A 21730-nucleotide genomic window follows, 5' to 3' on the forward strand; every position below is an offset into this window, starting at 1 on the left:
CCTGCGCGCGACCCGGAACTTGCGCCAAATCGGCCCCGCGCGCGGGCTTGCCCCGCCCGCGCCCGCAGGGCATACCGCCCATATGGCACAGCAGCTCGATTATCACGCGATCCACGCGATCTTCACCCGCTTCCACGCGCAGGAGCCCGAGCCCAAGGGCGAGCTGGAGCATGTCAATGCCTACACCCTGCTGGTGGCGGTGGCGCTGTCGGCGCAGGCCACGGATGTGGGCGTGAACAAGGCCACGCGCAAGCTGTTCCAGATCGCCGACACGCCGCAAAAGATGCTGAGCCTGGGCGAGGAGGGGCTGATCGAGCATATCAAGACCATCGGCCTCTACCGCAACAAGGCGAAGAACGTCATCAAGCTGTCGCGCATCCTGGTCGAGGAGTATGGCGGCGAGGTGCCCAGCTCCCGCGCCGCGCTGCAAAGCCTGCCCGGCGTCGGGCGCAAGACCGCCAACGTGGTGCTGAACATGTGGTGGGGCTACCCGGCGCAGGCGGTGGACACCCATATCTTCCGCGTCGGCAACCGCACCGGCATCTGCCCCGGCAAGGACGTGCTCGCCGTCGAGCGCGCCATCGAGGACAACATCCCCGTGGCGTTCCAGCGCCACGCCCATCACTGGCTGATCCTGCACGGCCGCTACACCTGCAAGGCGCGCAAGCCGCTGTGCGGCACCTGCCTGATCCGCGATCTGTGCCCCTTCGAGGAGAAATCCCTATGAGCAAGACTTTCCAGGTCGTCGGCATCGGCAACGCCATGGTCGACGTTCTGTCCCATTGTGACGAGACCTTCCTGGCCGAGCACGGCATCGAAAAGGGCATCATGCAGCTCATCGACATGGACCACGCCCGCCATCTCTACGACCGGATCGGCCCGGCGCAGGAGATCTCGGGCGGCTCGGCGGCAAACACCATCGCGGGCATCGCGCATCTGGGTGGGCGCACCGCCTATGTGGGCAAGGTCAAGGACGACCAGCTCGGCGCGATCTTCGCCCATGACCTGCGCGCCCAGGGGGCGCAGTACGACACGCCCCGCGCGCCCGCCGGGATGCAGGAGGAGACCGGCCGCTGCTTCGTGCTGGTCACGCCCGACGGCGAACGCTCGATGAACACCTATCTCGGCGTGACCGAGTTCCTGCGCCCCTCGGACATCGACGAGGCACTGATGGCGCAGGCAGAATGGATCTACCTCGAGGGATACCGCTTCGACGGCGAGGAAAGCCACGAGGCCTTCGCCAAGGCCATTTCGGCCGCCAAGGCCGCGGGCGGCAAGGTGGCGCTGACGCTTTCCGACCCCTTCTGCGTCGAACGCCACCGCGACGCCTTCCGCCGCATGATCCGCGAGGACGTGGATCTGCTCTTTGCCAACCGCGCCGAGATCCTGTCGATGTATGAGACGCAGGATTTCGGCGAGGCGCTGTCGCGCGCCGCCGCCGAAATCGAAATCGTGGCCTGCACCGAAAGCGAACACGGCGCCCATGTCCTGAGCCAGGGCCAGCGCTGGCACGCGCCCGCGCTGCCCACCAGGGTAGTCGATGCCACCGGCGCGGGCGACCTGTTTGCCGGCGCCTTCCTCTGGGCGCTGTGCGAGGGGTATGACCTGCCCAGCTGCGGGCGCATGGGCTGCGCCGCGGCCTCCGAGATCATCAGCCATATCGGCGCGCGCCCCGAGGCCGATCTCAGGCAGCTCTTCGCCGCCCGCGGGCTGGTCTGACCGCCCCTTCTTCTTGGCGAAAATACTCAACGCGCCACCGGGCCCGGCCCGGTGGCGCCGCTGCACCCTCCGCCCGGCGGTTCAGTCGCCCAGCTTGGCGTGCACCTCGTCGAGGTCGATCTCGCCGGTCGGAAACTTGTTCGCCGGGTTCTCGAAATCATATCTGAACAGCTGGAAATCGCGTTTGTAGATCTCGTAGACGAGATGCATCGACAGGTCGTCGAAATACTCCTCGACCGGATGCGCGCGCTTCGGCCCGTGGCCCTCGGATTCGTTGAAGCGCGGGATCCGCGCCAGGTCCACCTCATGCGGCGTCTCCACCGCGTCCAGAACCGACTGCATGCCTTCGTTGAACTTCTCGGTGAAGAAGATGTTGTCGTAGCGCCCGCCGTTGACGATGAAGGTCGAGATATGCCCGGACATCGCCGACCAGTGGATGTCCGGCTCCATCGGGCGGCGCCAGCGGATGGTGTCGCGGGCGAACAGCAGGAACCGGCGGAAGCTCCGGATCTGGTCGAACTCCTGCTTGCCGTCCCCGCCGCCGACCTCGATCCCGTATTTCTGGACCAGCAGCGGCACCAGGTTGCCGCGGTAGCGCTTGCCGTTGCGCTGGATGCCGCAGATCTTGTCGAAGAAGGAACTGAGGATGCGGCTATAGGGGTTGCGCACGCAGGTGAAGGCATAGGCGCGATGCGCCTTGACCGTCTCCTCGATCCTCTTCTGGCTGTGCTCCTGCGCCCATTTGTGCAGTCCCTCCTGGGCGTCGTGGATGTCGCCGTCGAAGAATTCCCCGTGATCCGAGAAATACATGATCTGACCGATCGTGGAGCAGGCGCATTTCGGGACCACCCGATAGACCATACTCTCGCTCTCGGTCATCCAGGTGCCGGGAAAACCCATCCGCTCTCGCCTCCAATGGCTGCCGTGCCGTGATCGCCGGCTTCGTCACCGCACAAAAAAGCAAAGAAACCCTGTTTATTCAACGAGTCTTCAATGTATCTACTTAGGAACTTCGCAACGCGCGCGTGCCGGAAGGGCTCATGGCCAGGATCGCTTATATTCTGCTCTGTCACAAGGACCCGGATGCCATCATCCAGCAGGCCGAGCGGCTGACTGCGGCGGGCGATGTCATCGCGATCCATTTCGACGCCCGCGCGCCCGCCGAGGATTTCGACCGGATCCGCGATGCGCTGAAGGGCAACGAGAGCGTCGTCTTCGCCCGCAAGCGGATCAAATGCGGCTGGGGCGAGTGGTCGCTGGTGCAGGCCACGCTGCTGGCGCTGGAGGCGGCGGAGGCGGCGTTTCCGCGGGCCACGCATTTCTACATGCTGTCGGGCGACTGCATGCCGATCAAATCGGCCGAATACGCGCATGCCTTTCTCGACGGCCGCGACGTGGACTACATCGAAAGCTTCGATTTCTTCGCCTCCGACTGGATCAAGACCGGGATGAAGGAGGACCGGCTGATCTACCGCCATTTCCTGAACGAGCGCGCGCACAAGCGGCTGTTCTACCTCTCGCTCGACCTGCAGAGGCATCTCGGCCTGAGCCGCCGGATCCCGCAGGACCTGCAGATCATGATCGGCAGCCAGTGGTGGTGCCTGCGACGGCGCACCGTCGAGGCGGTGCTGGATTTCATCCGCGCCCGCCGCGACGTGTTGCGCTTCTTCCGCACCACCTGGATTCCGGACGAGACCTTCTTCCAGACCCTGGTGCGCCACCTGGTGCCCGAGGAGGAGATCGAGTCCCGCACGCTGACCTTCCTGATGTTCTCGGATTACGGCATGCCGGTCAGTTTCTACAACGACCAGTACGACCTGCTGCTGAGCCAGGATTTCCTCTTCGCGCGCAAGATATCGGCCGAGGCGAAGGAGCTGAAGCGCCGGCTGGGGCGGCTCTATACCAGCGGCAAGATGGATTTCGCGATCTCCAACGAGGGGCGCAGCCTCTACCAGTTCCTCGCCGGGCGCGGCCGGATCGGCCGCCGCTTCGCGCCGCGGTTCTGGGAGCGAGAGGCGAGCCTCGGGCACGAGCGCGAGCTGATGATCGTGACCTGCAAGAAATGGCATGTGGCCAAGCGCCTGGTCGAGCGCGCGCGGCAGGTCACGAACCTGCCCGCGGTCGATTACCTGTTCAACGAGGAAGGCACCGAGCTGCCCGATCTCGGCGGCATCCAGACGACGCTGGAAAAGCGGACCCGCCACCGCCGCGCGCTGCTGCGGATGCTCTACGACTATTTCGAGACCGACCGGCTGATCATCTGCATCGACCCCAGCAATATCGACCTGATGCAGGATTTCTACGCCGACCGGGCCAAGACCCGGCTACTGGAGATCCAGTGCGTTTTCTCCGACGACTACCTGCTCGGCCACGCCCGGCGCGTCGGGCTGGCCGGGGACAATACGCCGCCGGAGACGCTGGAGGCGCTGCTGCCCACCATCCGCTACGACGTGGTGTTCGAAGGCGACCGGCTGCGCGACGCCAACTTCCCGGATTTCCACCGCATCCGCGAAACCGCCACGCCCGAGGAAAATGCCGGCCCGCTGGCCGAATTCCTTGATATCCCGCCGGACCGCGCGCATGAGATTGCCGCGACCCCTTACCTATATGCCGACTGAGGACAGACATGGCCTATACCTACGATCCGCAGAACGTCTTCGCGAAGATCCTGCGCGGCGAGATCCCCAACAACACCGTGCTGGAGACCGAGCACAGCCTCGCCTTCCGCGATATCGCCCCGCAGGCGCCCGACCATGTGCTGGTGATCCCCAGGGGCGCCTATGTCTGCTATGACCATTTCGCGCTTGAGGCCAGCGAGGCCGAGATCGTCGATTTCACCCGCACCATCGGCGAGGTGTGCCGGATGCTGGGGCTCCAGCCGGGCGAGGGCGGCAACGGCTTCCGCATGATCTCGAACGCGGGCCTCGACGGGGTGCAGGAGGTGCCGCATCTGCACGTCCACATCCTGGCGGGCCGGCCCCTCGGCCGGATGCTGCAAAAGGGTTGACGCCCGGGCGCGATTTTCCGCAGAAAAAGCGGGTCGCCCCGAAATCGAATTTTCTCCGAGAATTCAGGGACGCCGCTCAGGCGGCGGCGCCCTTTTTCGAGGTCAGCTCGACGAAGACATCCTCGAGATCGGGTTCCTCGGTGGCCACGTCGCGCATCCTCAGCCCGGCATGGCGGACCTCTTCCAGCACCGCGCCGGTGGCGATCTCGCTGCGGCGATAGGTGAAGGCCAGCGCGCCGCCGCGGCGGCGCTCCATCTCCACCCCTGGGGGCGGGGCGAAGTCCTCGGGCACCTCGCCCTCGGGGTGGATGACCAGGGTCTTGGCGTCCATCCGGCCGATCAGCGCCTCGGTGGTGTCGCGCGCGATCACCTCGCCGTGGTTGATGATGGCGATCTCGTCGCACATCTCCTCTGCCTCTTCGAGGTAGTGGGTGGTGAGGATGATGGTCATCCCCTCTTCCTCGTTCAGGCGGCGCACGTTGGTCCACAGCATCTGGCGCAGCTCGATGTCGACGCCCGCCGTGGGCTCGTCGAGGACCAGGATCTGCGGCGAATGGACCAGCGCCTTGCCCAGCAGCAGCCGTCGCCGCATGCCCCCCGATAGCGAACGGGCATAGGCCTCGGCCTTGTCCTCCAGCCCGATCATTTGCAGGATTTCCTCGGTCCGGCGGTTGCGCCGCGGCACGCCGTAGAGGCCCGCCTGCACCTCCAGCGCGGCGCGCGGGGTGAAGAACGGGTCCATGTTCAACTCCTGCGGCATGACGCCGATCGCGGCGCGGCTCTGGCGCGGGTTCACGTCCTGGTCGAAGCCCCAGATGCGGACCTTTCCAGAGGTCTTGAGCACCAGCCCGGCAAGGATGTTGATCAGCGTCGACTTGCCCGCACCGTTCGGCCCCAGCAGGCCGAAGATCGAACCGGCGGGAATCTCCAGATCCACCCCCTTCAGCGCCTCTTTCGGGGGCTGGTTGCCGCTGGCGGCGTAGGTCTTTCTCAGCCCTTCGATCTCGATCGCGTTTCCGCTCATGGCCACTCCTTCCCGCTTGCCCGTGCGCGCCCATCCGCTATCATGCCCGCCGACATAAGGCCACATCCTCGGCCGCCAAGAGACGGAGCCCCGCGACATGAGCATCGAAGCCCCCGAAACCGAAGTGGTCACCACCTGGCGCGTCGCCTGCGACGGCGGTGAGGGGGCGCTGGGCCATCCGCGGGTCTGGCTGACGATCCCGCAGGACAAGGGCTATGTCGAATGCGGCTATTGCGACAAGAAATTCGTCCATGAAAGCTGCGCCGAAAAGGTGCAGTAAGCCGGCGCGCCGTCGCCGCGCGCCCCCTGTCCGAATGCCCCGGCCGCGCCCCCCGCGCGGCCGCAGCCGTCAGAACGGAGCACACCCATGTCCTTTGGAAAAGGCTGTCATCTGCACCTGATCGACGGCTCGGCCTTCATCTTTCGCGCCTTCCACGCGCTGCCGCCGCTCACCCGCAAATCCGACGGGTTGCCGATCGGAGCCGTGGCGGGCTTCTGCAACATGATCTTCAAGATGGTCGAGGACAACAAGGGTCCCGACGCGCCGACCCATGTGGCGGTGATCTTCGACAAGGGCAGCCACACGTTCCGCAACGACCTCTACGAGCTCTACAAGGCCAACCGCGAGGAAATGCCCGAGGATCTGCGCCCGCAGATGCCGCTGACCCGCGAGGCGACCCGCGCCTTCAACATCGCCTGCATCGAGAAGGAAGGCTACGAGGCCGACGACATCATCGCCACCCTGGCGCGCGAGGCGCGCGAGGCAGGCGGGCGCGTGACCATCATCAGCTCGGACAAGGACCTGATGCAGCTGGTGGGCGGCGGGGTCGAGATGTTCGACGCCATGAAGAACAAGCGCATCGGCGTTGAAGAGGTCGAGGAGAAGTTCGGTGTCCCGCCCGCGCGCGTGGTCGATGTGCAGGCGCTGGCCGGCGACAGCGTGGACAACGTGCCCGGCGCGCCCGGCATCGGGGTCAAGACCGCGGCGCTGCTGATCAACGAGTTCGGCGATCTGGAAACGCTGCTGGACCGGGCGGAGGAGATCAAGCAGCCCAAGCGTCGTCAGACCCTGATCGAGAAGCGCGACCAGATCGAGCTGTCGAAGAAGCTGGTCACGCTTGATGCCGAGACGCCGCTCGATTTCGGCCTCGACGATCTGGAACTGCGCGAGCCCGAGCCCGAGACGCTGCTTGGCTTCCTCGCGGAGATGGAGTTCCGCACCCTTTCCAAGCGCGTGGCCGGGACCCTCGGTGTCGAGGCTCCGGCGATCCCCGACACCACCCCCGCGGGCGCCAGCCCGAGCGCGGAGCCCGACGCGCCCGCGAACCTGCCCTTCGCGCCCGAGACCTACGAATGCGTCCGCGACGCGCAGGCGCTGGAACGCTGGATCGCGCAGGCCCATGCCCGCGGCTGGGTGGCGGTGGACACCGAGACCACCAGCCTAGACGAGATGCGGGCCGATCTGGTGGGCATTTCGCTGGCGGTCGAGCCGGGGCGGGCGTGCTATATCCCGCTGGGCCACAAGGAGGGGGCGGATGACCTCTTCGGTTCGGCCAATCTGGCCGAGGGGCAGATCCCGCTCGACGTGGCGCTCAAGATGCTGAAGCCGCTGCTAGAGGATCCGGCGGTGATGAAGATCGGCCAGAACATGAAATACGACGCCAAGATCTTAGTCCGCCACGGCGTGCAGATCGCGCCGATCGACGACACCATGCTGATGTCCTATGCGCTGAACGCGGGGCTGCACGGCCATTCCATGGACACGCTGTCCGAGCGCTATCTCGAACATGAGCCGATCCCGATCAAGTCGCTGCTGGGCGCGGGAAAATCCGCGATTACCTTCGACCGCGTGCCGATCGCCGAGGCGGTGAAATACGCCGCCGAGGATGCCGACATCACCCTGCGCCTCGCGCAGCTGTTCAAGCCGCAGCTCCATCAGCGCCGCGTGACCACCGTCTACGAGACGATGGAGCGCCCGCTGGTCCCCGTGCTGGCCGAGATGGAGATGGCCGGCATCAAGGTGGACCGCGACACGCTGAGCCGCATGTCCAACGCCTTCGCCCAGAAGATGGCGGCGCTGGAGGACGAGATTCACCAGCTCGCGGGCGAGAAATTCAACGTGGGCAGCCCCAAGCAACTGGGCGAGATCCTGTTCGACAAGATGGGGCTCGACGGCGGCAAGAAAGGCAAGACAGGGGCCTATGCCACCGGCGCCGACGTGCTGGAGGATCTGGCCGCCGAGGGTCACGACCTGCCCGCCCGCGTGCTGGACTGGCGGCAGTTGAGCAAGCTGAAATCGACCTACACCGATGCGCTGCAGGATCACATCAACCCCGAGACCGGGCGGGTGCACACCTCCTATGTGATCGCGGGGGCGAACACCGGGCGGCTGGCCTCGACCGATCCGAACCTGCAGAACATTCCGGTGCGCTCAGAAGAGGGGCGCCGCATCCGCGAGGCTTTCGTCGCCGAGACGGGCAAAGTGCTGCTCAGCCTCGACTATTCCCAGATCGAGCTGCGCATCCTCGCCCATGTCGCCGGGATCGAGGCGCTGAAACAGGCGTTCCGCGACGGTCATGACATCCACGCCATGACCGCCTCGGAAATGTTCGACGTGCCGCTGGACGAGATGACGCCCGAGATCCGCCGCCGCGCCAAGGCGATCAATTTCGGGGTGATCTACGGCATCTCCGGCTTTGGCCTCGCGCGCAACCTGCGCATCCCGCGGGCCGAGGCGCAGGGCTTCATCGACCGCTATTTCGAACGCTTCCCCGGCATCCGCGCCTACATGGACGACACCGTGGGCTTCGCCAAGGAGAACGGCTTCGTCCAGACGCTGTTCGGCCGGCGCATCCATACGCCCGAGATCAACGCCAAGGGCCCGCAGGCGGGCTTCGCCAGGCGCGCCGCGATCAACGCGCCGATCCAGGGCACCGCAGCCGACATCATCCGCCGCGCCATGGTGCGGATGCCGCAGGCGATCGCGGGGCTGCCCGCGCGGATGCTGCTGCAGGTGCATGACGAACTGATCTTCGAGGTCGACAAGGCGGCGGTGGACGACGCCATCCCGGTGATCCGCGACGTGATGGAGGGGGCCGCCTTGCCGGTGGTCAGGCTGGACGTGCCGCTGATCGTGGATGCAGGGCAGGGCGCCAACTGGGCCGAGGCCCACTAGGGAGCGGGCGCGATGCGGGCGGCATGGATCGAACGCTACGGCCCGCCCGAGACGGTTGAAATCCGCGATCTGCCCATGCCCGAGCCGGGCGAGGGGCAGGTGCTGCTGCGGATGCGCGCCTGCTCGGTCAATGCCTCGGACGTGGAACTCGTCACCGGGCGCCCCGCCTATGCCCGGCTCTTCGGCCTGACCCGGCCGCGCTTTCATGTGCTGGGCTCCGACGTCGCCGGCGTGGTCGAGGCGGCGGGGCCGGGGGCAAGCCGTTTCGCGGTGGGCGACGCGGTGTTCGGCGATGTCTTCGAAAGCTTCGGCGGGTTCGCCGACTATGCCGCCGTGCCCGAGGACCGGCTGATCGCCAAGCCGGACGCGCTCGATTTCGCCACCGCCGCGGCGCTGCCACAGGCAGGGGTTATCGCGCTGCAGGCGCTGCGCGACCTGGGCGCGGGCGTGCGGGTTCTGATCAACGGCGCGGGCGGCGGCATGGGCAGTTTCGCGCTGCAGATCGCCAAGGCGCGCGGCGCCCATGTCACCGCCGTGGACAGAGCCGCTAAGGCCGGTTTCCTGCGCGCGCTGGGCGCCGACCGGGTGATCGACTGCGCGGCGCAGGATTTCACCGCGCTGGGCGAGCGCTGGGACCTGGTGCTGGACCTCTTCGCCACCCGCGGCATGGGCGCGATCCGCGGGGCGCTGGCCCCCGGCGGGCGCTACCTGCTGGTGGGCGGGCGGATGCGGGCGCTGCTGTCGGTCTTGACCCTGGGCACGCTGATGTCCTTCGGTCCGCGCAAGCTGCGCCTGCTGGCCGCGCGGCAGAGCCGCGACGATCTGGCGGAGATCGCCGCGCTGGTGGCGGCCGGCCGCGTGCGGGCGGCGGTCGACCGGACCTATCCGCTGGAGGAGACCGCGCAGGCGCTGGCCCGCGTGGCCGAGGGGCGGGCGCTGGGCAAGGTCGTGGTGGTCATGGGCGGGAACGCCTGACCCCGAAACACGTCTTGCACCCCGCGCGGCCGGGCGCTTAGCTGGGCCCGGAGTTCCGCAAGGGGGCGCGCATGCCGCACGACCATCACCGTCATCACATCGACCCGGCGGCCGGCGACCGGCAGGTGGCCCTGGCGGTGGCGGTCAACATGCTGCTGACCCTGGTGCAGATCGTCGGCGGGCTGCTGTCGGGTTCGGTCGCGCTGATCGCCGATGCGGTGCATAATTTCTCGGACGCGGTGTCGCTGATCATCGCCTATGGCGCGCGCCGCATCGCCCGCCGCCCGCATGATGCGAACATGACCTTCGGCTATGGACGGGCCGAGGCGGTAGCGGCGCTGGTCAATTACACCACGCTGATCGTGATCGGCGCCTACCTGGTCTACGAGGCGGTCCTGCGCCTGATCGACCCGCCGGGCGTTCAGGGCTGGATCGTGGTGGTCGTGGCCGGCGTGGCGCTGGTCGTCGATCTGGTCACGGCGGCGCTGACCTTCCGCCTGTCGAAGCACAGCATGAACATCCGCGCCGCCTTCCTGCACAACCTGGCCGATGCGGCCAGCTCCGTCGCGGTGATCGTGGCAGGCAGCCTGATCCTGCTCTACGACTGGCGGCTGGTCGATCCGCTGGCCACCCTCGGCATCGCCGGCTTCATCCTGTGGAGCGCCCTCAGCGAGATCCGCCCGGTGATCCGCCTGCTGATGCTGGGCGCGCCGCCCGCGCTGGACCTCGACGTGATCCGCGACCGGGTGCTCACGGTCGAGGGGGTGGAGAGCCTGCATCACCTGCACCTGTGGCAGATCGACGAGCACAAGACCTCGCTCGAGGCGCATCTGGTGATCGGCGACGGCGCGGTGGCGGATTTCGCGGCCGTGAATGCCCGGGTCAAGGAGTTGCTCGCCAGGGAATTCGGCATCCGCCACGCCACGTTGGAGTTGGAAACCAACGCCTCGGGCTGTGCCGATCAGGCCTAGGCCAGTTCCCCCGACGGGATGATCGGGAAGAACTTCCCGCCCGACCACAGGCCGAACCAGCTTTGCCCCTCGTGCTGCTCGTGTCGGCCCAGCTCGATCAACCGGTAGAAGCTCTTGCGGTCGATCAGCGCTTCCAGGTTTCTGCGGACGTTGACATAGGGCGCGGGCTCGCCCGTTTCGGGGTCGCGGGCGACGCGGATCGGGTGGTCGGGGCCGGCGGTCACGGCGTCCTCGACATGGGTGAAGAAGGTGATCTTCTGGTCGCGCCCCTCGCCCTCGGTCTCGAAATCGAGGGCGACGAAGGGGGCGTCCTCGACGGTGATGCCGACCTTTTCCACCGGCGTGACCAGGAAATAGTCGTCGCCGTCCTTGCGGATGATCGAGGAGAACAGCTTCACCAGCCCCGGCCGCCCGATCGGCGTGCCGAGGTAGAACCAGGTGCCGTCGCGCGCGATCCGCATGTCGAGATCGCCGCAAAAGGGCGGGTCCCATTTCTCCACCGGCGGGGGGCCCTTCTTGCCGGCGGCGCGCGCCGCCTGGGCCAGGTTCTCCACCGTCGGTTTCACGATCATTTGTCCCACCCCGCGTTTTGCCATTTGTGCCCGGCGCGATATCTGCCTTTAATGATCATAAAGGATGTCAGGGAGCATTGTCATGACCGAGGGGCCGGAACTCGTGGCGGAGATCGAGGCGCTGGGCGCCCGGCTGGCCGAGGCGAAGGCCAGCATCGGCAGGCGTTTCATCGGTCAGGACCGGGTGGTCGAGCTGACGCTTTCGGCGCTGCTGTGCGGCGGGCACGGGCTGCTGATCGGCCTGCCGGGGCTGGGCAAGACCCGGCTGGTGGACACGCTTTCGACCGTGATGGGGCTGAAGGGCGCGCGCATCCAGTTCACGCCCGACCTGATGCCGGCCGACATCCTCGGCTCCGAGGTGCTGGAGACCGCCGCGGACGGCTCGCGCGCCTTCCGCTTCATCGAGGGGCCGGTTTTCTGCCAGCTGCTGATGGCCGACGAGATCAACCGCGCCAGCCCCCGCACGCAATCGGCGCTGTTGCAGGCGATGCAGGAGAAGTCCGTCACCATCGCCGGTCAGGAGCACCCGCTGGAGCAGCCCTTCCACGTTCTGGCCACGCAGAACCCGATCGAGCAGGAAGGGACCTATCCGCTGCCCGAGGCGCAACTCGACCGGTTCCTGGTGCAGATCGACGTGCCTTATCCCGACCGCAAAACCGAACATGACATCCTGCTGGCCACCACCGGTGTCTCCGAGGAACAATCGACGGCCGTCTTCACCGCCGCCGAACTGATCGCGGCGCAGCGGCTGGTGCGCCGGATGCCGGTGGGCGAGGCGGTGGTCGAGCTGATCCTCGATCTGGTGCGCGCCTGCCGTCCCGGCGAGCCCGGCGCGCCGCAGGTGGTTCATGACAACGTGGCTTGGGGGCCGGGGCCGCGCGCGGCGCAGGCCTTGATGCTGACCGTGCGCGCGCAGGCGCTGCTGCAGGGCCGTCTGGCGCCCTCGTCCGAGGACGTGATGGCGATGGCTGGCCCGGTGCTGAAGCACCGCATGGCGCTGAGCTTCGCCGCGCGGGCGCGGGGCGAGGATCTCGACAGCCTCATCGCCGGCGTTGCGCAGGACGTCACGCGGGTCGAGGCCGCGGCGTGACCCATCCCGCCGCCCTCCGTTCGGCGGCCGAGGCTCTGGCCGCGCCGCTGCCGCCGCTGCTGGCCGAGGCCGAGCATCTGGCGGCGACGGTCCTGCTGGGCGAGCATGGGCGCAGGCGCGCGGGCATGGGCGACGAGTTCTGGCAATACCGCCCCGCCGTGCCGGGTGACGAGGCGCGGATGATCGACTGGCGGCGCTCGGGCCGGTCGGACGCGCATTTCGTTCGCGAAAAGGAATGGCAGGCAGCGCAGAGCGTGACGCTCTGGGTCGATGACGCGCAGTCGATGCGGTTCGCGGGGGACGCGAAACACGAGACCAAGCTGCACCGCGCCCGGCTGTTGGCGCTGGCCGTGGCGGTGCTGCTGATGCGCGCGGGCGAACGGGTGGGGCTGGCCGGGCTGACCCTGCCGCCGCGCACCGGCGCGCTGCAGCTGCTGCGGCTGGCCGAGGCGCTGACGGCGGACGGCGCGGCTGCCGATTACGGTGCGCCCGAGGCGCGCGGCATGCTGCCCCATTCCCGCGCCCTGTTCCTGTCAGATTTCCTGGGTGATCCGGCCCCGGTCGAGGCGGCGCTGGCCAAGGCCGCCGACCGTGGGGTGAAGGGGGTGCTGGTGCAGGTGCTCGACCCGGTGGAGGAACTCTTCCCCTTCGACGGGCGAACGATTTTTGAGAGCATGGGCGGCAGCCTGCGCCACGAGACGCTGAAGGCCGGCGATCTGCGCGAGCGCTACCGCGCGCGGCTGGCGGAGCGCAAGGCGCGGCTGGCCGATCTTTCCCGTATGGCGGGCTGGCATTACCAGTGCCACCACACCGGCGACAGCGCGCAGGCGGCGCTGCTGTGGCTGTTCCGGGCGCTGGAGCCCCTGCGCTGATGTTGACGCTCGGCCCCATAGGATTTGCCGCGCCCTGGCTGCTGCTGGGGCTGGCGGCGCTGCCCATCCTGTGGCTGCTGCTGCGCGCGGTGCCGCCCGCGCCGATCCGGCGCCGCTTTCCGGGCGTGGCGCTGCTGCTGGGGCTCAGCGACGACGAGACCCAGACCGACAGGACGCCGTGGTGGCTGCTGCTGCTGCGGATGCTGGCGCTGGCGGCGGCGATCGTGGGCTTCGCCGGCCCGGTGCTGAACCCGCAGGCGCAGCGCGCGGGCAGCGGTCCGCTGTTGGTGCTGATCGACGGCACATGGGCCGATGCGCGCGACTGGCCGCGCCGGATCGACCGCGTCGGGGCGCTGCTGGAGGAGGCCGGGCGGGCCTCGCGCCCCGCGGCCTTGGTGCTATCGACCGACCTGCCGGGCGCCGGGCTGCCCTTTCAGGCCGCCGACGCCTGGGCGGCGCGCCTGCCCGGCCTGACGCCCCGGCCGTGGGAGCCGGACCCGGCCGCGCTTGCCGCCTGGGCGCAGGGGCTTGAGGGCCGGTTCGACACGTTCTGGATGTCCGACGGCGTGGCGCGCGACGGGCGCGACGCGGTGCTGGCCGCGCTGGAGGCGCGCGGCGCGGTGACCGTGTTCGAAAGTCCGCGCCCCGTCCATGCCCTGCGCCCCGCGGCGTTCGAGGACGGGCGCATCCGGCTCACCGCCCTGCGCGCGGACCGCGGCGCGGCGGCGGAGGTCACGCTTTCGGCCACCGGCCTCGACCCCAACGGGGTGGAGCGCGAGCTGGCCCGCGCCACTGCCGCATTCGCCACCGGCGCGGGGCGGGCCGAGGTCGAGCTGGCCCTGCCGCCCGAACTGCGCAACCGCATCACCCGCTTCTCGGTCGCGGGTGCGCGCTCTGCCGCGGCGGTGAGCCTGACCGACGACAGCCTGAAGCGCCGGGAGGTTGCCTTGATTGCCGGCCGCGAAGGCCGCGAGGGGCTGGAGCTGCTGTCGCCGCTGCATTACCTGCACCGGGCGCTGGCGCCCACCGCGGACCTGATCGACGGCACGCTTTCGGACATCTTGCTGGCCAACCCCGACGTGATCGTGCTGGCCGACGTGGCCAAGCTGACCCCGGACGAGGAGGCGGGCGTTCTGGACTGGCTGGCGCAGGGCGGGCTGCTGCTGCGTTTCGCCGGGCCGCGGCTGGCCGCCAGCGACGTCGCCCGCGCCGAGGAGGAGCCGTTGATGCCCGTGCGCCTGCGCGCCGGCGGGCGCAGCGTGGGCGGCACCATGAGCTGGGGCGAGCCGAAATCGCTGCGCGCCTTTGACGAGACCTCGCCCTTTTACGGCCTGCCCGTGCCCGACGAGGTGCGCGTCAGCGCACAGGTCATGGCCCAGCCCGGCCCCGAACTGGCCGCGCGCACCATCGCCGCGCTGAGCGACGGCACGCCCCTGGTCACGCGCAAGCGGGTGGGGCAGGGGCAGGTGGTGCTGTTCCACGTCACCGCCAATGCCGAATGGTCCACCCTGCCGTTGTCCGGCCTCTTCGTGCAGATGCTGGAGCGGCTGGCGGTCTCCACCCGCCCGGGCCGGCCCGAGGCGGCGGCGCTGGCGGGCACCACCTGGGTGCCCGAACAGGTGCTCAGCGCCTTCGGCGAGGTCGCGGAGGCGGGCAATCTGCCCGGCGTGATGGGCGAGGCGCTGGCCGCCGCGCGGCCCGGCCCCGACCTGCCGCCGGGTCTCTATGCCGGCGCGGACCGGCGCATCGCGCTCAACGTCATCACGCCCGAGCGGGAGTTGCGGGCCACCGCCTGGCCCGCGCGCGTCCCGGTCGAGGGGTTGAGCGTCACCCGCGAGACCGCGCTGAAGGGCGCGCTTCTGCTGGCGGCGCTGGGCCTGCTCGCGCTGGACGTTCTGGCCTCGCTGTGGCTGTCGGGCCGGCTGAGGGGGGCGCGCGGCGGAGCGGTGGTGCTGCTGGCGCTGGGGCTGCTGCTGCCGCACGAGGTCCAGGCGCAGGACGACGCCCGCGCGCTGGCCGCGACCTCGGAGGTGGTGCTGGCGCATGTGCTGACCGGCGACGCGCGCATCGACGGGATCGCCGCCGCGGGCTTGCGCGGCCTTTCGAAAAGGCTCTACCAGCGCACCTCGGTCGAGCCGGGCGCGCCGATCGCGGTGAACCTTGAAACCGACGAGCTGGCCTTTTTCCCGTTCCTCTACTGGCCGGTGACGGCGGATCAGCCGCTGCCCTCGGATTCCGCCTATGGCCGGCTCAACCGCTACCTGCGTGGCGGCGGGATGATCCTGTTCGACACGCGCGATGCTGATGTGGCGGGCTTCGGCGGCGGCTCGCCCGAGGGGCGACGGTTGCAGCAGATCGCGCGGCCCCTGGACATTCCGCCGCTGGAGACGATCCCCTCGGACCACGTCCTGACCCGCACCTTCTACCTGTTGCAGGATTTTCCCGGCCGCCACGCCAGCCGCGATGTCTGGGTCGAGGCCGCCCCGCCCGACGCCGAGCAGGTCGAGGGCATGCCCTTCCGCAATCTCAACGACGGCGTGACGCCGGTGGTGATCGGCGGCAATGACTGGGCCGCGGCCTGGGCGCTGGACGACAGCGGCGCGCCGGTGTTCCCGGTCGGGCGCGGCTATGCCGGCGAGCGCCAGCGCGAGATCGCCTTCCGCTTCGGGATAAACCTGGTGATGCATGTGCTGACCGGCAACTACAAATCCGACCAGGTGCATGTGCCCGCGCTACTGGACAGGCTGGGCCAATGAGCGGCGCGGTGATCTTCGACCCGCTTCTGCCCTGGCCGGTGCTCTGGGGCGTGGCGGCGCTGGCCGTGGGGGTCACCGGGCTGGCGCTGTGGCGCGGGCTGTCGGGCTGGGCGCTGCGCGGGCTGGCCGCAGCGGTTCTGCTGGCCGCGCTCGCCAACCCCGCGCTGCAAAGCGAGCAGCGCACGCCGCTCTCCGACATCGTGGTGGTGGTGGTGGACGAAAGCGCCAGCCAGCGCCTGTCGGACCGCGCCGATCAGACCGCGGCGGCGCTGGCGCGGATCGAGGCGCAGGTGGCGGCGCTGCCCAATACCGAACTGCGCGTGGTGCGCCTGGGCGACGGCGCGGACAATGCCGGGACCGAACTGATGACCGCGCTGGCCCAGGCCTTGGCCGAGCAGCCGCGCGCGCGGCTCGCGGGCGCGATCCTGCTGACCGACGGCCAGCTGCACGACATCGAGCGCGCGCCGGACGTGCCTGCGCCGCTCCATGCTCTGCTGACCGGCCATGACCGCGACTGGGATCGCCGGCTGATCGTCAAGAACGCGCCGGCCTTCGGCATCCTCGGCGAAGAGCTGGTGCTGACGCTGCGGATCGAGGACCAGGGCGCGGTGCCCCCGGGGCTGGGCGGCGAGACCGAACTGACCATCACCGTCGATGGCGGCGCGCCGCGGGTCTTCGAGGTGCCGGTGGACGTGGACCTGGAGTTGCCGGTCACGCTGAGCCACGGGGGCATGAACGTGATCCAGTTCGAACTGGCCGCGGCGGAGGGCGAACTGACCGACCGCAACAACGCGGCCGTCGTCCAGATCAACGGTGTGCGCGACCGGCTTCGGGTGCTGCTGGTCTCGGGCGAGCCGCATCCGGGTGAGCGCACCTGGCGCAACCTGCTGAAATCCGACAGCGCGGTGGATCTGGTGCATTTCACCATCCTGCGCCCGCCGGAGAAGCAGGACGGCGTGCCCGTGACCGAGCTGTCGCTGATTGCCTTTCCCACGCGCGAGCTGTTCCTGGAGAAGATCGAGGAATTCGACCTGATCGTCTTCGATCGCTACAAGCGGCGTGGCATCCTGCCGATGCTCTATCTCGACAACGTGCGGTCCTATGTCGAGAACGGCGGCGCGATGCTGATCGCGGCGGGGCCGGATTTCGCCTCCGCCGACAGTCTCTACCGCTCGCCGCTGTCCGAGATCCTGCCCGCCGAGCCCACCGCGCGGGTGCTGGAGGAGGGCTTCCGCCCCGAGATCACCGACCTCGGACAGCGGCACCCCGTCACCGAGGGGCTGCGCGAAGAGGCGGGCGGCGACTGGGGCCGCTGGTTCCGGCTGGTCGAGTTGGAGGCGCAGGGCGGGCAGGTGGTGATGCAGGGGCCGGGCGATCGGCCGTTGCTGGTGCTCGACCGGGTGGGCGAGGGGCGCGTGGCGCTGCTCGCCTCCGACCATGCCTGGCTGTGGGACCGCGGCTTCGAGGGCGGCGGGCCGCAACTGGAACTGCTGCGGCGGCTGGCGCATTGGATGATGAAGGAGCCCGAACTGGAGGAGGAGGCGCTGCGTGCCGAGGCCGAGGGGCAGACCATCACCGTGACCCGCCGCTCGTTGGAGGATGCGCCCCGCGAGGTGGAGATCACCGCGCCCGACGGCAGTGTGAGCGTGCTGCCGCTGGAGGAGGTCTCGCCGGGACGGTTCGTGGGCCGGCACGAGGGCGGCGAAATCGGCCTCTACCGGCTGCGCGAGGGGGAACGCGAGGCGGTGGTGGCGCTGGGCCCCTCGGCCCCGCGCGAATTCGAGGAGACGATCGCCAGCGGCGCGGCGCTGGCGCCGGTGGTGGCGGCGACACGGGGCGGCGTGCTGGCGCTGGAGGACGGGGCTGTGCGGCTGCGGCAGGTCCGCGAGGGCCGGGTCGCGGCCGGGCGCGGCTGGATCGGCCTCACCCCGCGCGGCGCCTATGTGACCGCCGACATCACGATCACGCCGTTGGCCCCGGCCTGGCTGTTCCTGCTGCTGGCGGCCGGGCTGAGCCTGGGCGGGTGGCTGCGCGAGGGGCGCCGCTAGTCGGGCGGGCCAGGGGGGCTTTCTGCCCCCCTCTTGCCCGTTCCGGGCAATTCACCCCCCGAGGATATTCAGGGCCAGAAGAAGGGATCCTCAGTCGGGGTCGCGCATCAGCAGCGCCGTGCGCGACTGCGACATGAACTCGCGCCGCCAGAGCACGAAGAGCGTGATCACGCTGGCCAGGATCAGCGGCCCGGCGCCGAGCAGCCACGGCAGCCCCGCCAGCGCGAAATAGAGCGAGCGCATGCCGCGGTTGAAGCTGCGCGCGGCGGTGATGTTGATCTCGGCGGCCTGGCTGGCGCGGTGGGTGGCGGCGGGATCCTCGGGGTCGTTGGGCACTGCGGCCATGATGACGGCGCAATAGCCGAACAGGCGGTGCGACCAGACGAACTTGAGAAAGGCGTTGGTGACGAAGAGCAGCACGGCGAGGATCTTGACCTCCCAGACCACGGCCGGGGCGGTGTCCAGCTTGAGGTCGCGGGCCAGACCCAGAAGCCGTTCGGTATTGCCGATCAGCGCCAGCCCGCCGCCGATCGCCAGCATCGAGGCCGAGGCGAAGAAGGTGGTGCCCTGGCGCAGGATCGACAGGATCGCGCCGTCGAGGATGCGGGGCTGGCGGGTGACCATGACATCCATCCAGTCGCGCCGGTAGCTGGCCATCAGGGTGGAGACCGAGGGGTGGCCGCGTGGCGGCCGCTCGATCGCCAGGCCGATGGCCAGCCAGGTGATGAGCCAGACGCTCACGCCCAGGGCGTCGAGAGGGTCGAACAGGGTGATGCGGTTCACGATTTCCATGGCGGGAGCGTATCGCCGGCGGAATCCCCTTGTCACCAGCCAATATTGGTTATATTTTCTTACCAATGCCCGCTACTGGGGAGGAGATCCCATGGAAATGCCGACACCCAATCCCGACATTCTGGCGCGCAAGGCCCGGATTGTCGAACGCCTGCTGGAGGTTCTGCCGCGCGATGCGGTGATCGACGACGTCCATGAGACGCGCGCCTATGAATGCGACGCGCTGACGGCCTACAAGTGCCCGCCGCTCTGTGCCGTGCTGCCGGCCTCGACCGGGGAGGTTTCGGAGGTGCTGCGGATCTGCCACGAGGAGGGCGTTCCGGTGGTGCCGCGCGGCTCGGGCACGTCGCTGGCGGGCGGCGCGCTGCCCACCGCCGACAGCGTGATCCTGGGTGTCGCGCGGCTGCGCGAGGTGCTGGAGACCGATTACGAGAACCGTTTCATCCGGGTGCAGACCGGGCGCACCAATCTCAGCGTCACCGGCGCGGTGGAAGAGGAGGATTTCTTCTACGCCCCCGACCCGTCGAGCCAGCTGGCCTGTGCGATCGCCGGCAATATCGGCATGAACTCGGGCGGGGCGCATTGCCTGAAATACGGCGTGACCACCAACAACCTGCTGGGCGTGACCATGGTGCTGATGGACGGCACGGTGGTCGAGGTCGGCGGCGCGCATCTCGATGCCGGCGGGCTCGACCTGCTGGGGGTGATCTGCGGCTCGGAAGGGCAGCTGGGCGTCGTCACCGAGGCGACGCTGCGCATCCTGCGCAAGCCCGAGGGCGCGCGCCCCGTGCTGATGGGCTTCGACAGCAACGAGGTGGCGGGCGAATGCGTGTCCGACATCATCAAGGCGGGCGTTCTGCCGGTGGCGATCGAGTTCATGGACCGGCCCGTAATCCGTGCGACCGAGGCCTTCGCCCATGCCGGCTATCCCGATTGCGAGGCGCTTCTGATCGTCGAGGTCGAGGGCTCGGACGCCGAGATCGACGAGCAGCTGGGCCTGATCACCCAGATCGCGCGTCGGCACAACCCGGTGGAGCTGCGCGAGAGCAAATCCGCCGAGGAGAGCGCGAATATCTGGCTGGGGCGGAAATCGGCCTTCGGCGCGATGGGGCAGATCAACGACTACATGTGCCTCGACGGCACGATCCCGGTCACCTCGCTGCCTTACGTTCTGAAGCGCATCGGCGAGATGTCGAAGGAATACGGGCTGGACGTGGGCAACGTGTTCCATGCCGGGGACGGCAACATGCACCCGCTGATCCTGTTCGATGCCAACAAGCCCGGCGACTTGGAGCTGTGCGAGCGTTTCGGCGCGGACATCCTGAAGCTCTGCGTCGAGGTCGGCGGCTGTCTGACCGGCGAGCATGGCGTGGGCATCGAGAAGCGCGACCTGATGCATGCGCAGTTCAGCCGCGCGGACATGGAGGCGCAGCTGCGCGTGAAGGACGTGTTCGACCCGAACTGGCTGCTGAACCCGGCCAAGGTGTTCCCGCTGGACGTGACCGAGAGCCGCCGCGCGGCGTGACATGGGGCACGCGCATGGGCGGGGGGCTGTCTGCCCCCCGCGCCCCCCGAGGATATTTGGAGCCAGAAGAATGATGAACCCCGTTACAGAGGCCGAGCTGGCCGAGGCGGTGGTCGGCGCGTCCGGCCCCTTGCGGATCATGGGGGGCGGCACGCGCCCCATCGGCAAGCCGGTGGCCGGCGAGCTGCTGTCGGTGGCGGGGCTGCGCGGCGTCGAGCTTTACGAGCCCGGCGCGCTGACCATCGTGGTCAAGGCCGGCACGCCGCTGGCCGAGGTCGAGGCGGCGCTGGCCGCCGAAGGCCAGCGCCTGCCGTTCGAGCCGATGGACCATCGGCCGCTGCTGGGCACCGCGGGCGAGCCCACGATCGGGGGCGTGGTGGCTGCGAATGTCTCGGGGCCGCGGCGGATCCAGGCCGGCGCCTGCCGCGACAGCCTGATCGGCGTTCGGTTCGTCGATGGCCGCGGCGAGGTGATCAAGAATGGCGGGCGGGTGATGAAGAACGTCACCGGCTATGACCTGGTGAAGCTGATGGCGGGTTCCTACGGCACGCTTGGCGTGCTGAGCGAGCTGTCCTTCAAGGTGCTGCCGGTGCCCGAGGCGGTGGCGGGGCTGCGGATCGAGGGGCTGAGCGACGAGGCGGCCGTGCGCGCGCTGTCGATGGCGCTGGCCTCGCCCTTCGAGGTGTCGGGGGCGGCGCATGCGCCGGCGGGCGCGGACGGGACGCCGGTCACGATGATCCGCATCGAGGGCTTCGCGGCCTCGGTCGCCTATCGCGCCGAGGCGCTGAAGGCGCTGCTGGCGCCGTTCGGCGCGGCCGCGGTGGAGAATGACGCGGCGAAGGTGGTCGCGGACTGGCGCTGGGTGCGCGACGTGGAGGGCTTCGCCGGCCAGACCGGCGATGTGTGGCGGATCTCGGTCAAGCCCTCGGACGGGCCGCGCGTGGGCGCCGCGCTGCAGGCGCAGGGGCTGCTCTATGACTGGGGCGGCGGGCTGATCTGGGCACGCGTGGGCGCGGGGCGGGATATCCGCCCGGCGCTGGCGGGCGTGGGCGGCCATGCCACGCTGATCCGCGCCAGCGAAGAGACCCGCGCCGCGCTGCCGGTGTTCCAGCCGGAGCCGGCGCCGCTGGCCGCCATTTCCGCCGGGCTGCGGGCGCAGTTCGACCCGCGCGGCATCCTCAACCCCGGACTGATGGGCTGACCA

The 21730-nt window shown here is 69.2% G+C and carries 18 protein-coding genes; 14 read left to right on the forward strand and 4 right to left on the reverse strand.

Annotation, left to right across the window (positions count from 1 at the left end; translation table 11 throughout):
* The first annotated feature begins 82 nt into the window (after positions 1-82).
* Together nth and KCI33_RS12630 are read left to right on the forward strand one after the other, a co-directional pair.
* Entirely contained in the window at positions 83-727 is a 645-nt protein-coding gene (gene nth, locus KCI33_RS12625) for an endonuclease III (protein WP_212525157.1), read from the forward strand.
* Positions 724-1719 carry an adenosine kinase gene (locus tag KCI33_RS12630; RefSeq protein WP_212525158.1) on the forward strand — a complete coding sequence of 332 codons (996 nt, stop codon included), beginning with the start codon at positions 724-726 and terminating at the stop codon, positions 1717-1719. The genes nth and KCI33_RS12630 overlap by 4 nt, the downstream gene beginning before the upstream one ends.
* Positions 1720-1800: 81 nt before the next feature.
* Here the strand turns inward: KCI33_RS12630 and KCI33_RS12635 are convergent, their stop codons facing one another.
* On the reverse strand, positions 1801-2619 hold the full coding sequence (locus KCI33_RS12635; RefSeq protein ID WP_212525159.1) for a sulfotransferase family protein: 819 nt from the start codon (positions 2617-2619) through the stop codon (positions 1801-1803).
* Positions 2620-2759: 140 nt separating this feature from the next.
* Here KCI33_RS12635 and KCI33_RS12640 point away from each other — a divergent pair, with 140 nt between their 5' ends.
* Both KCI33_RS12640 and KCI33_RS12645 read left to right on the forward strand, forming a co-directional pair.
* Positions 2760-4337: a DUF5928 domain-containing protein gene (locus KCI33_RS12640; protein ID WP_212525160.1), complete on the forward strand. Its 1578-nt coding sequence runs from the start codon at positions 2760-2762 to the stop codon at positions 4335-4337.
* 8 nt (positions 4338-4345) lie between these two features.
* Positions 4346-4726, forward strand: coding sequence for an HIT domain-containing protein (locus KCI33_RS12645; RefSeq protein ID WP_212525161.1), 381 nt, complete (start codon positions 4346-4348; stop codon positions 4724-4726).
* A 76-nt stretch (positions 4727-4802) separates the two neighbouring features.
* On the opposite strand, the gene KCI33_RS12650 is transcribed toward KCI33_RS12645, so the two are convergent.
* The gene (locus KCI33_RS12650) at positions 4803-5750 is read right to left on the reverse strand and encodes an ABC transporter ATP-binding protein (RefSeq protein ID WP_212525162.1); all 948 of its coding nucleotides are present in this window, start codon (positions 5748-5750) and stop codon (positions 4803-4805) included.
* A gap of 97 nt (positions 5751-5847) precedes the next feature.
* Between KCI33_RS12650 and KCI33_RS12655 the strand changes: the two genes are divergently transcribed.
* The 4 genes from KCI33_RS12655 (at position 5848) to KCI33_RS12670 (ending at position 10871) form a co-directional block, all read left to right on the forward strand.
* Entirely contained in the window at positions 5848-6030 is a 183-nt protein-coding gene (locus KCI33_RS12655) for a zinc-finger domain-containing protein (RefSeq protein WP_212525163.1), read from the forward strand.
* A gap of 87 nt (positions 6031-6117) precedes the next feature.
* A complete protein-coding gene (gene polA, locus KCI33_RS12660; protein ID WP_212525164.1) occupies positions 6118-8925 on the forward strand; it encodes a DNA polymerase I in 2808 nt (935 codons plus the stop codon).
* Positions 8926-8937: 12 nt separating this feature from the next.
* Positions 8938-9900, forward strand: a complete 963-nt coding sequence (locus KCI33_RS12665; protein WP_212525165.1) for an NAD(P)-dependent alcohol dehydrogenase — start codon at positions 8938-8940, stop codon at positions 9898-9900.
* Positions 9901-9971: 71 nt separating this feature from the next.
* On the forward strand, positions 9972-10871 hold the full coding sequence (locus tag KCI33_RS12670; RefSeq protein ID WP_212525166.1) for a cation diffusion facilitator family transporter: 900 nt from the start codon (positions 9972-9974) through the stop codon (positions 10869-10871).
* Here KCI33_RS12670 and KCI33_RS12675 read toward each other — a convergent pair.
* Complete coding sequence (locus tag KCI33_RS12675) at positions 10868-11467, reverse strand: DUF1285 domain-containing protein (RefSeq protein ID WP_212525167.1); 600 nt, start codon at positions 11465-11467, stop codon at positions 10868-10870. The genes KCI33_RS12670 and KCI33_RS12675 overlap by 4 nt on opposite strands.
* Positions 11468-11525: 58 nt before the next feature.
* On the opposite strand from KCI33_RS12675, the gene KCI33_RS12680 reads away from it, so the two are divergent.
* The 4 genes from KCI33_RS12680 to KCI33_RS12695 are packed head-to-tail and all read left to right on the forward strand — an operon-like array spanning position 11526 to position 18209.
* Positions 11526-12533, forward strand: a complete 1008-nt coding sequence (locus KCI33_RS12680) for a MoxR family ATPase (protein ID WP_212525168.1) — start codon at positions 11526-11528, stop codon at positions 12531-12533.
* On the forward strand, positions 12530-13405 hold the full coding sequence (locus KCI33_RS12685; RefSeq protein WP_212525169.1) for a DUF58 domain-containing protein: 876 nt from the start codon (positions 12530-12532) through the stop codon (positions 13403-13405). The genes KCI33_RS12680 and KCI33_RS12685 overlap by 4 nt, the downstream gene beginning before the upstream one ends.
* The gene (locus KCI33_RS12690) at positions 13405-16161 is read left to right on the forward strand and encodes a DUF4159 domain-containing protein (RefSeq protein ID WP_212525170.1); all 2757 of its coding nucleotides are present in this window, start codon (positions 13405-13407) and stop codon (positions 16159-16161) included. The genes KCI33_RS12685 and KCI33_RS12690 overlap by 1 nt, the downstream gene beginning before the upstream one ends.
* A complete protein-coding gene (locus KCI33_RS12695) occupies positions 16158-18209 on the forward strand; it encodes a glutamine amidotransferase (RefSeq protein ID WP_212525171.1) in 2052 nt (683 codons plus the stop codon). Before KCI33_RS12690 ends, KCI33_RS12695 begins: the two co-directional genes overlap by 4 nt.
* Positions 18210-18299: 90 nt before the next feature.
* Here the strand turns inward: KCI33_RS12695 and KCI33_RS12700 are convergent, their stop codons facing one another.
* The gene (locus tag KCI33_RS12700; protein WP_212525172.1) at positions 18300-19001 is read right to left on the reverse strand and encodes a DUF599 domain-containing protein; all 702 of its coding nucleotides are present in this window, start codon (positions 18999-19001) and stop codon (positions 18300-18302) included.
* A 91-nt stretch (positions 19002-19092) separates the two neighbouring features.
* Here KCI33_RS12700 and KCI33_RS12705 point away from each other — a divergent pair, with 91 nt between their 5' ends.
* Positions 19093-20526 (forward strand): FAD-linked oxidase C-terminal domain-containing protein, encoded by a 1434-nt coding sequence (locus tag KCI33_RS12705; protein WP_212525173.1) that lies wholly within the window; start codon positions 19093-19095, stop codon positions 20524-20526.
* A gap of 73 nt (positions 20527-20599) precedes the next feature.
* On the forward strand, positions 20600-21727 hold the full coding sequence (locus tag KCI33_RS12710; RefSeq protein WP_212525207.1) for an FAD-binding protein: 1128 nt from the start codon (positions 20600-20602) through the stop codon (positions 21725-21727).
* The last annotated feature ends 3 nt before the right edge of the window (positions 21728-21730 follow it).

Source organism: Actibacterium sp. MT2.3-13A (genome assembly GCF_018139985.1).
Classification (GTDB): Bacteria; Pseudomonadota; Alphaproteobacteria; order Rhodobacterales; family Rhodobacteraceae; genus JAGSOU01.

What these genes read in the sequence shown, in the direction of transcription:
- nth (WP_212525157.1), top strand. Translation starts at nt 83, where the DNA reads ATGGCACAGCAGCTCGATTATCACGCGATCCACGCGATCTTCACCCGC.
- KCI33_RS12630 (WP_212525158.1), top strand. Translation starts at nt 724, where the DNA reads ATGAGCAAGACTTTCCAGGTCGTCGGCATCGGCAACGCCATGGTCGAC.
- KCI33_RS12635 (WP_212525159.1), bottom strand. Translation starts at nt 2,619, where the DNA reads ATGGGTTTTCCCGGCACCTGGATGACCGAGAGCGAGAGTATGGTCTAT.
- KCI33_RS12640 (WP_212525160.1), top strand. Translation starts at nt 2,760, where the DNA reads ATGGCCAGGATCGCTTATATTCTGCTCTGTCACAAGGACCCGGATGCC.
- KCI33_RS12645 (WP_212525161.1), top strand. Translation starts at nt 4,346, where the DNA reads ATGGCCTATACCTACGATCCGCAGAACGTCTTCGCGAAGATCCTGCGC.
- KCI33_RS12650 (WP_212525162.1), bottom strand. Translation starts at nt 5,750, where the DNA reads ATGAGCGGAAACGCGATCGAGATCGAAGGGCTGAGAAAGACCTACGCC.
- KCI33_RS12655 (WP_212525163.1), top strand. Translation starts at nt 5,848, where the DNA reads ATGAGCATCGAAGCCCCCGAAACCGAAGTGGTCACCACCTGGCGCGTC.
- polA (WP_212525164.1), top strand. Translation starts at nt 6,118, where the DNA reads ATGTCCTTTGGAAAAGGCTGTCATCTGCACCTGATCGACGGCTCGGCC.
- KCI33_RS12665 (WP_212525165.1), top strand. Translation starts at nt 8,938, where the DNA reads ATGCGGGCGGCATGGATCGAACGCTACGGCCCGCCCGAGACGGTTGAA.
- KCI33_RS12670 (WP_212525166.1), top strand. Translation starts at nt 9,972, where the DNA reads ATGCCGCACGACCATCACCGTCATCACATCGACCCGGCGGCCGGCGAC.
- KCI33_RS12675 (WP_212525167.1), bottom strand. Translation starts at nt 11,467, where the DNA reads ATGGCAAAACGCGGGGTGGGACAAATGATCGTGAAACCGACGGTGGAG.
- KCI33_RS12680 (WP_212525168.1), top strand. Translation starts at nt 11,526, where the DNA reads ATGACCGAGGGGCCGGAACTCGTGGCGGAGATCGAGGCGCTGGGCGCC.
- KCI33_RS12690 (WP_212525170.1), top strand. Translation starts at nt 13,405, where the DNA reads ATGTTGACGCTCGGCCCCATAGGATTTGCCGCGCCCTGGCTGCTGCTG.
- KCI33_RS12695 (WP_212525171.1), top strand. Translation starts at nt 16,158, where the DNA reads ATGAGCGGCGCGGTGATCTTCGACCCGCTTCTGCCCTGGCCGGTGCTC.
- KCI33_RS12700 (WP_212525172.1), bottom strand. Translation starts at nt 19,001, where the DNA reads ATGGAAATCGTGAACCGCATCACCCTGTTCGACCCTCTCGACGCCCTG.
- KCI33_RS12705 (WP_212525173.1), top strand. Translation starts at nt 19,093, where the DNA reads ATGGAAATGCCGACACCCAATCCCGACATTCTGGCGCGCAAGGCCCGG.
- KCI33_RS12710 (WP_212525207.1), top strand. Translation starts at nt 20,600, where the DNA reads ATGAACCCCGTTACAGAGGCCGAGCTGGCCGAGGCGGTGGTCGGCGCG.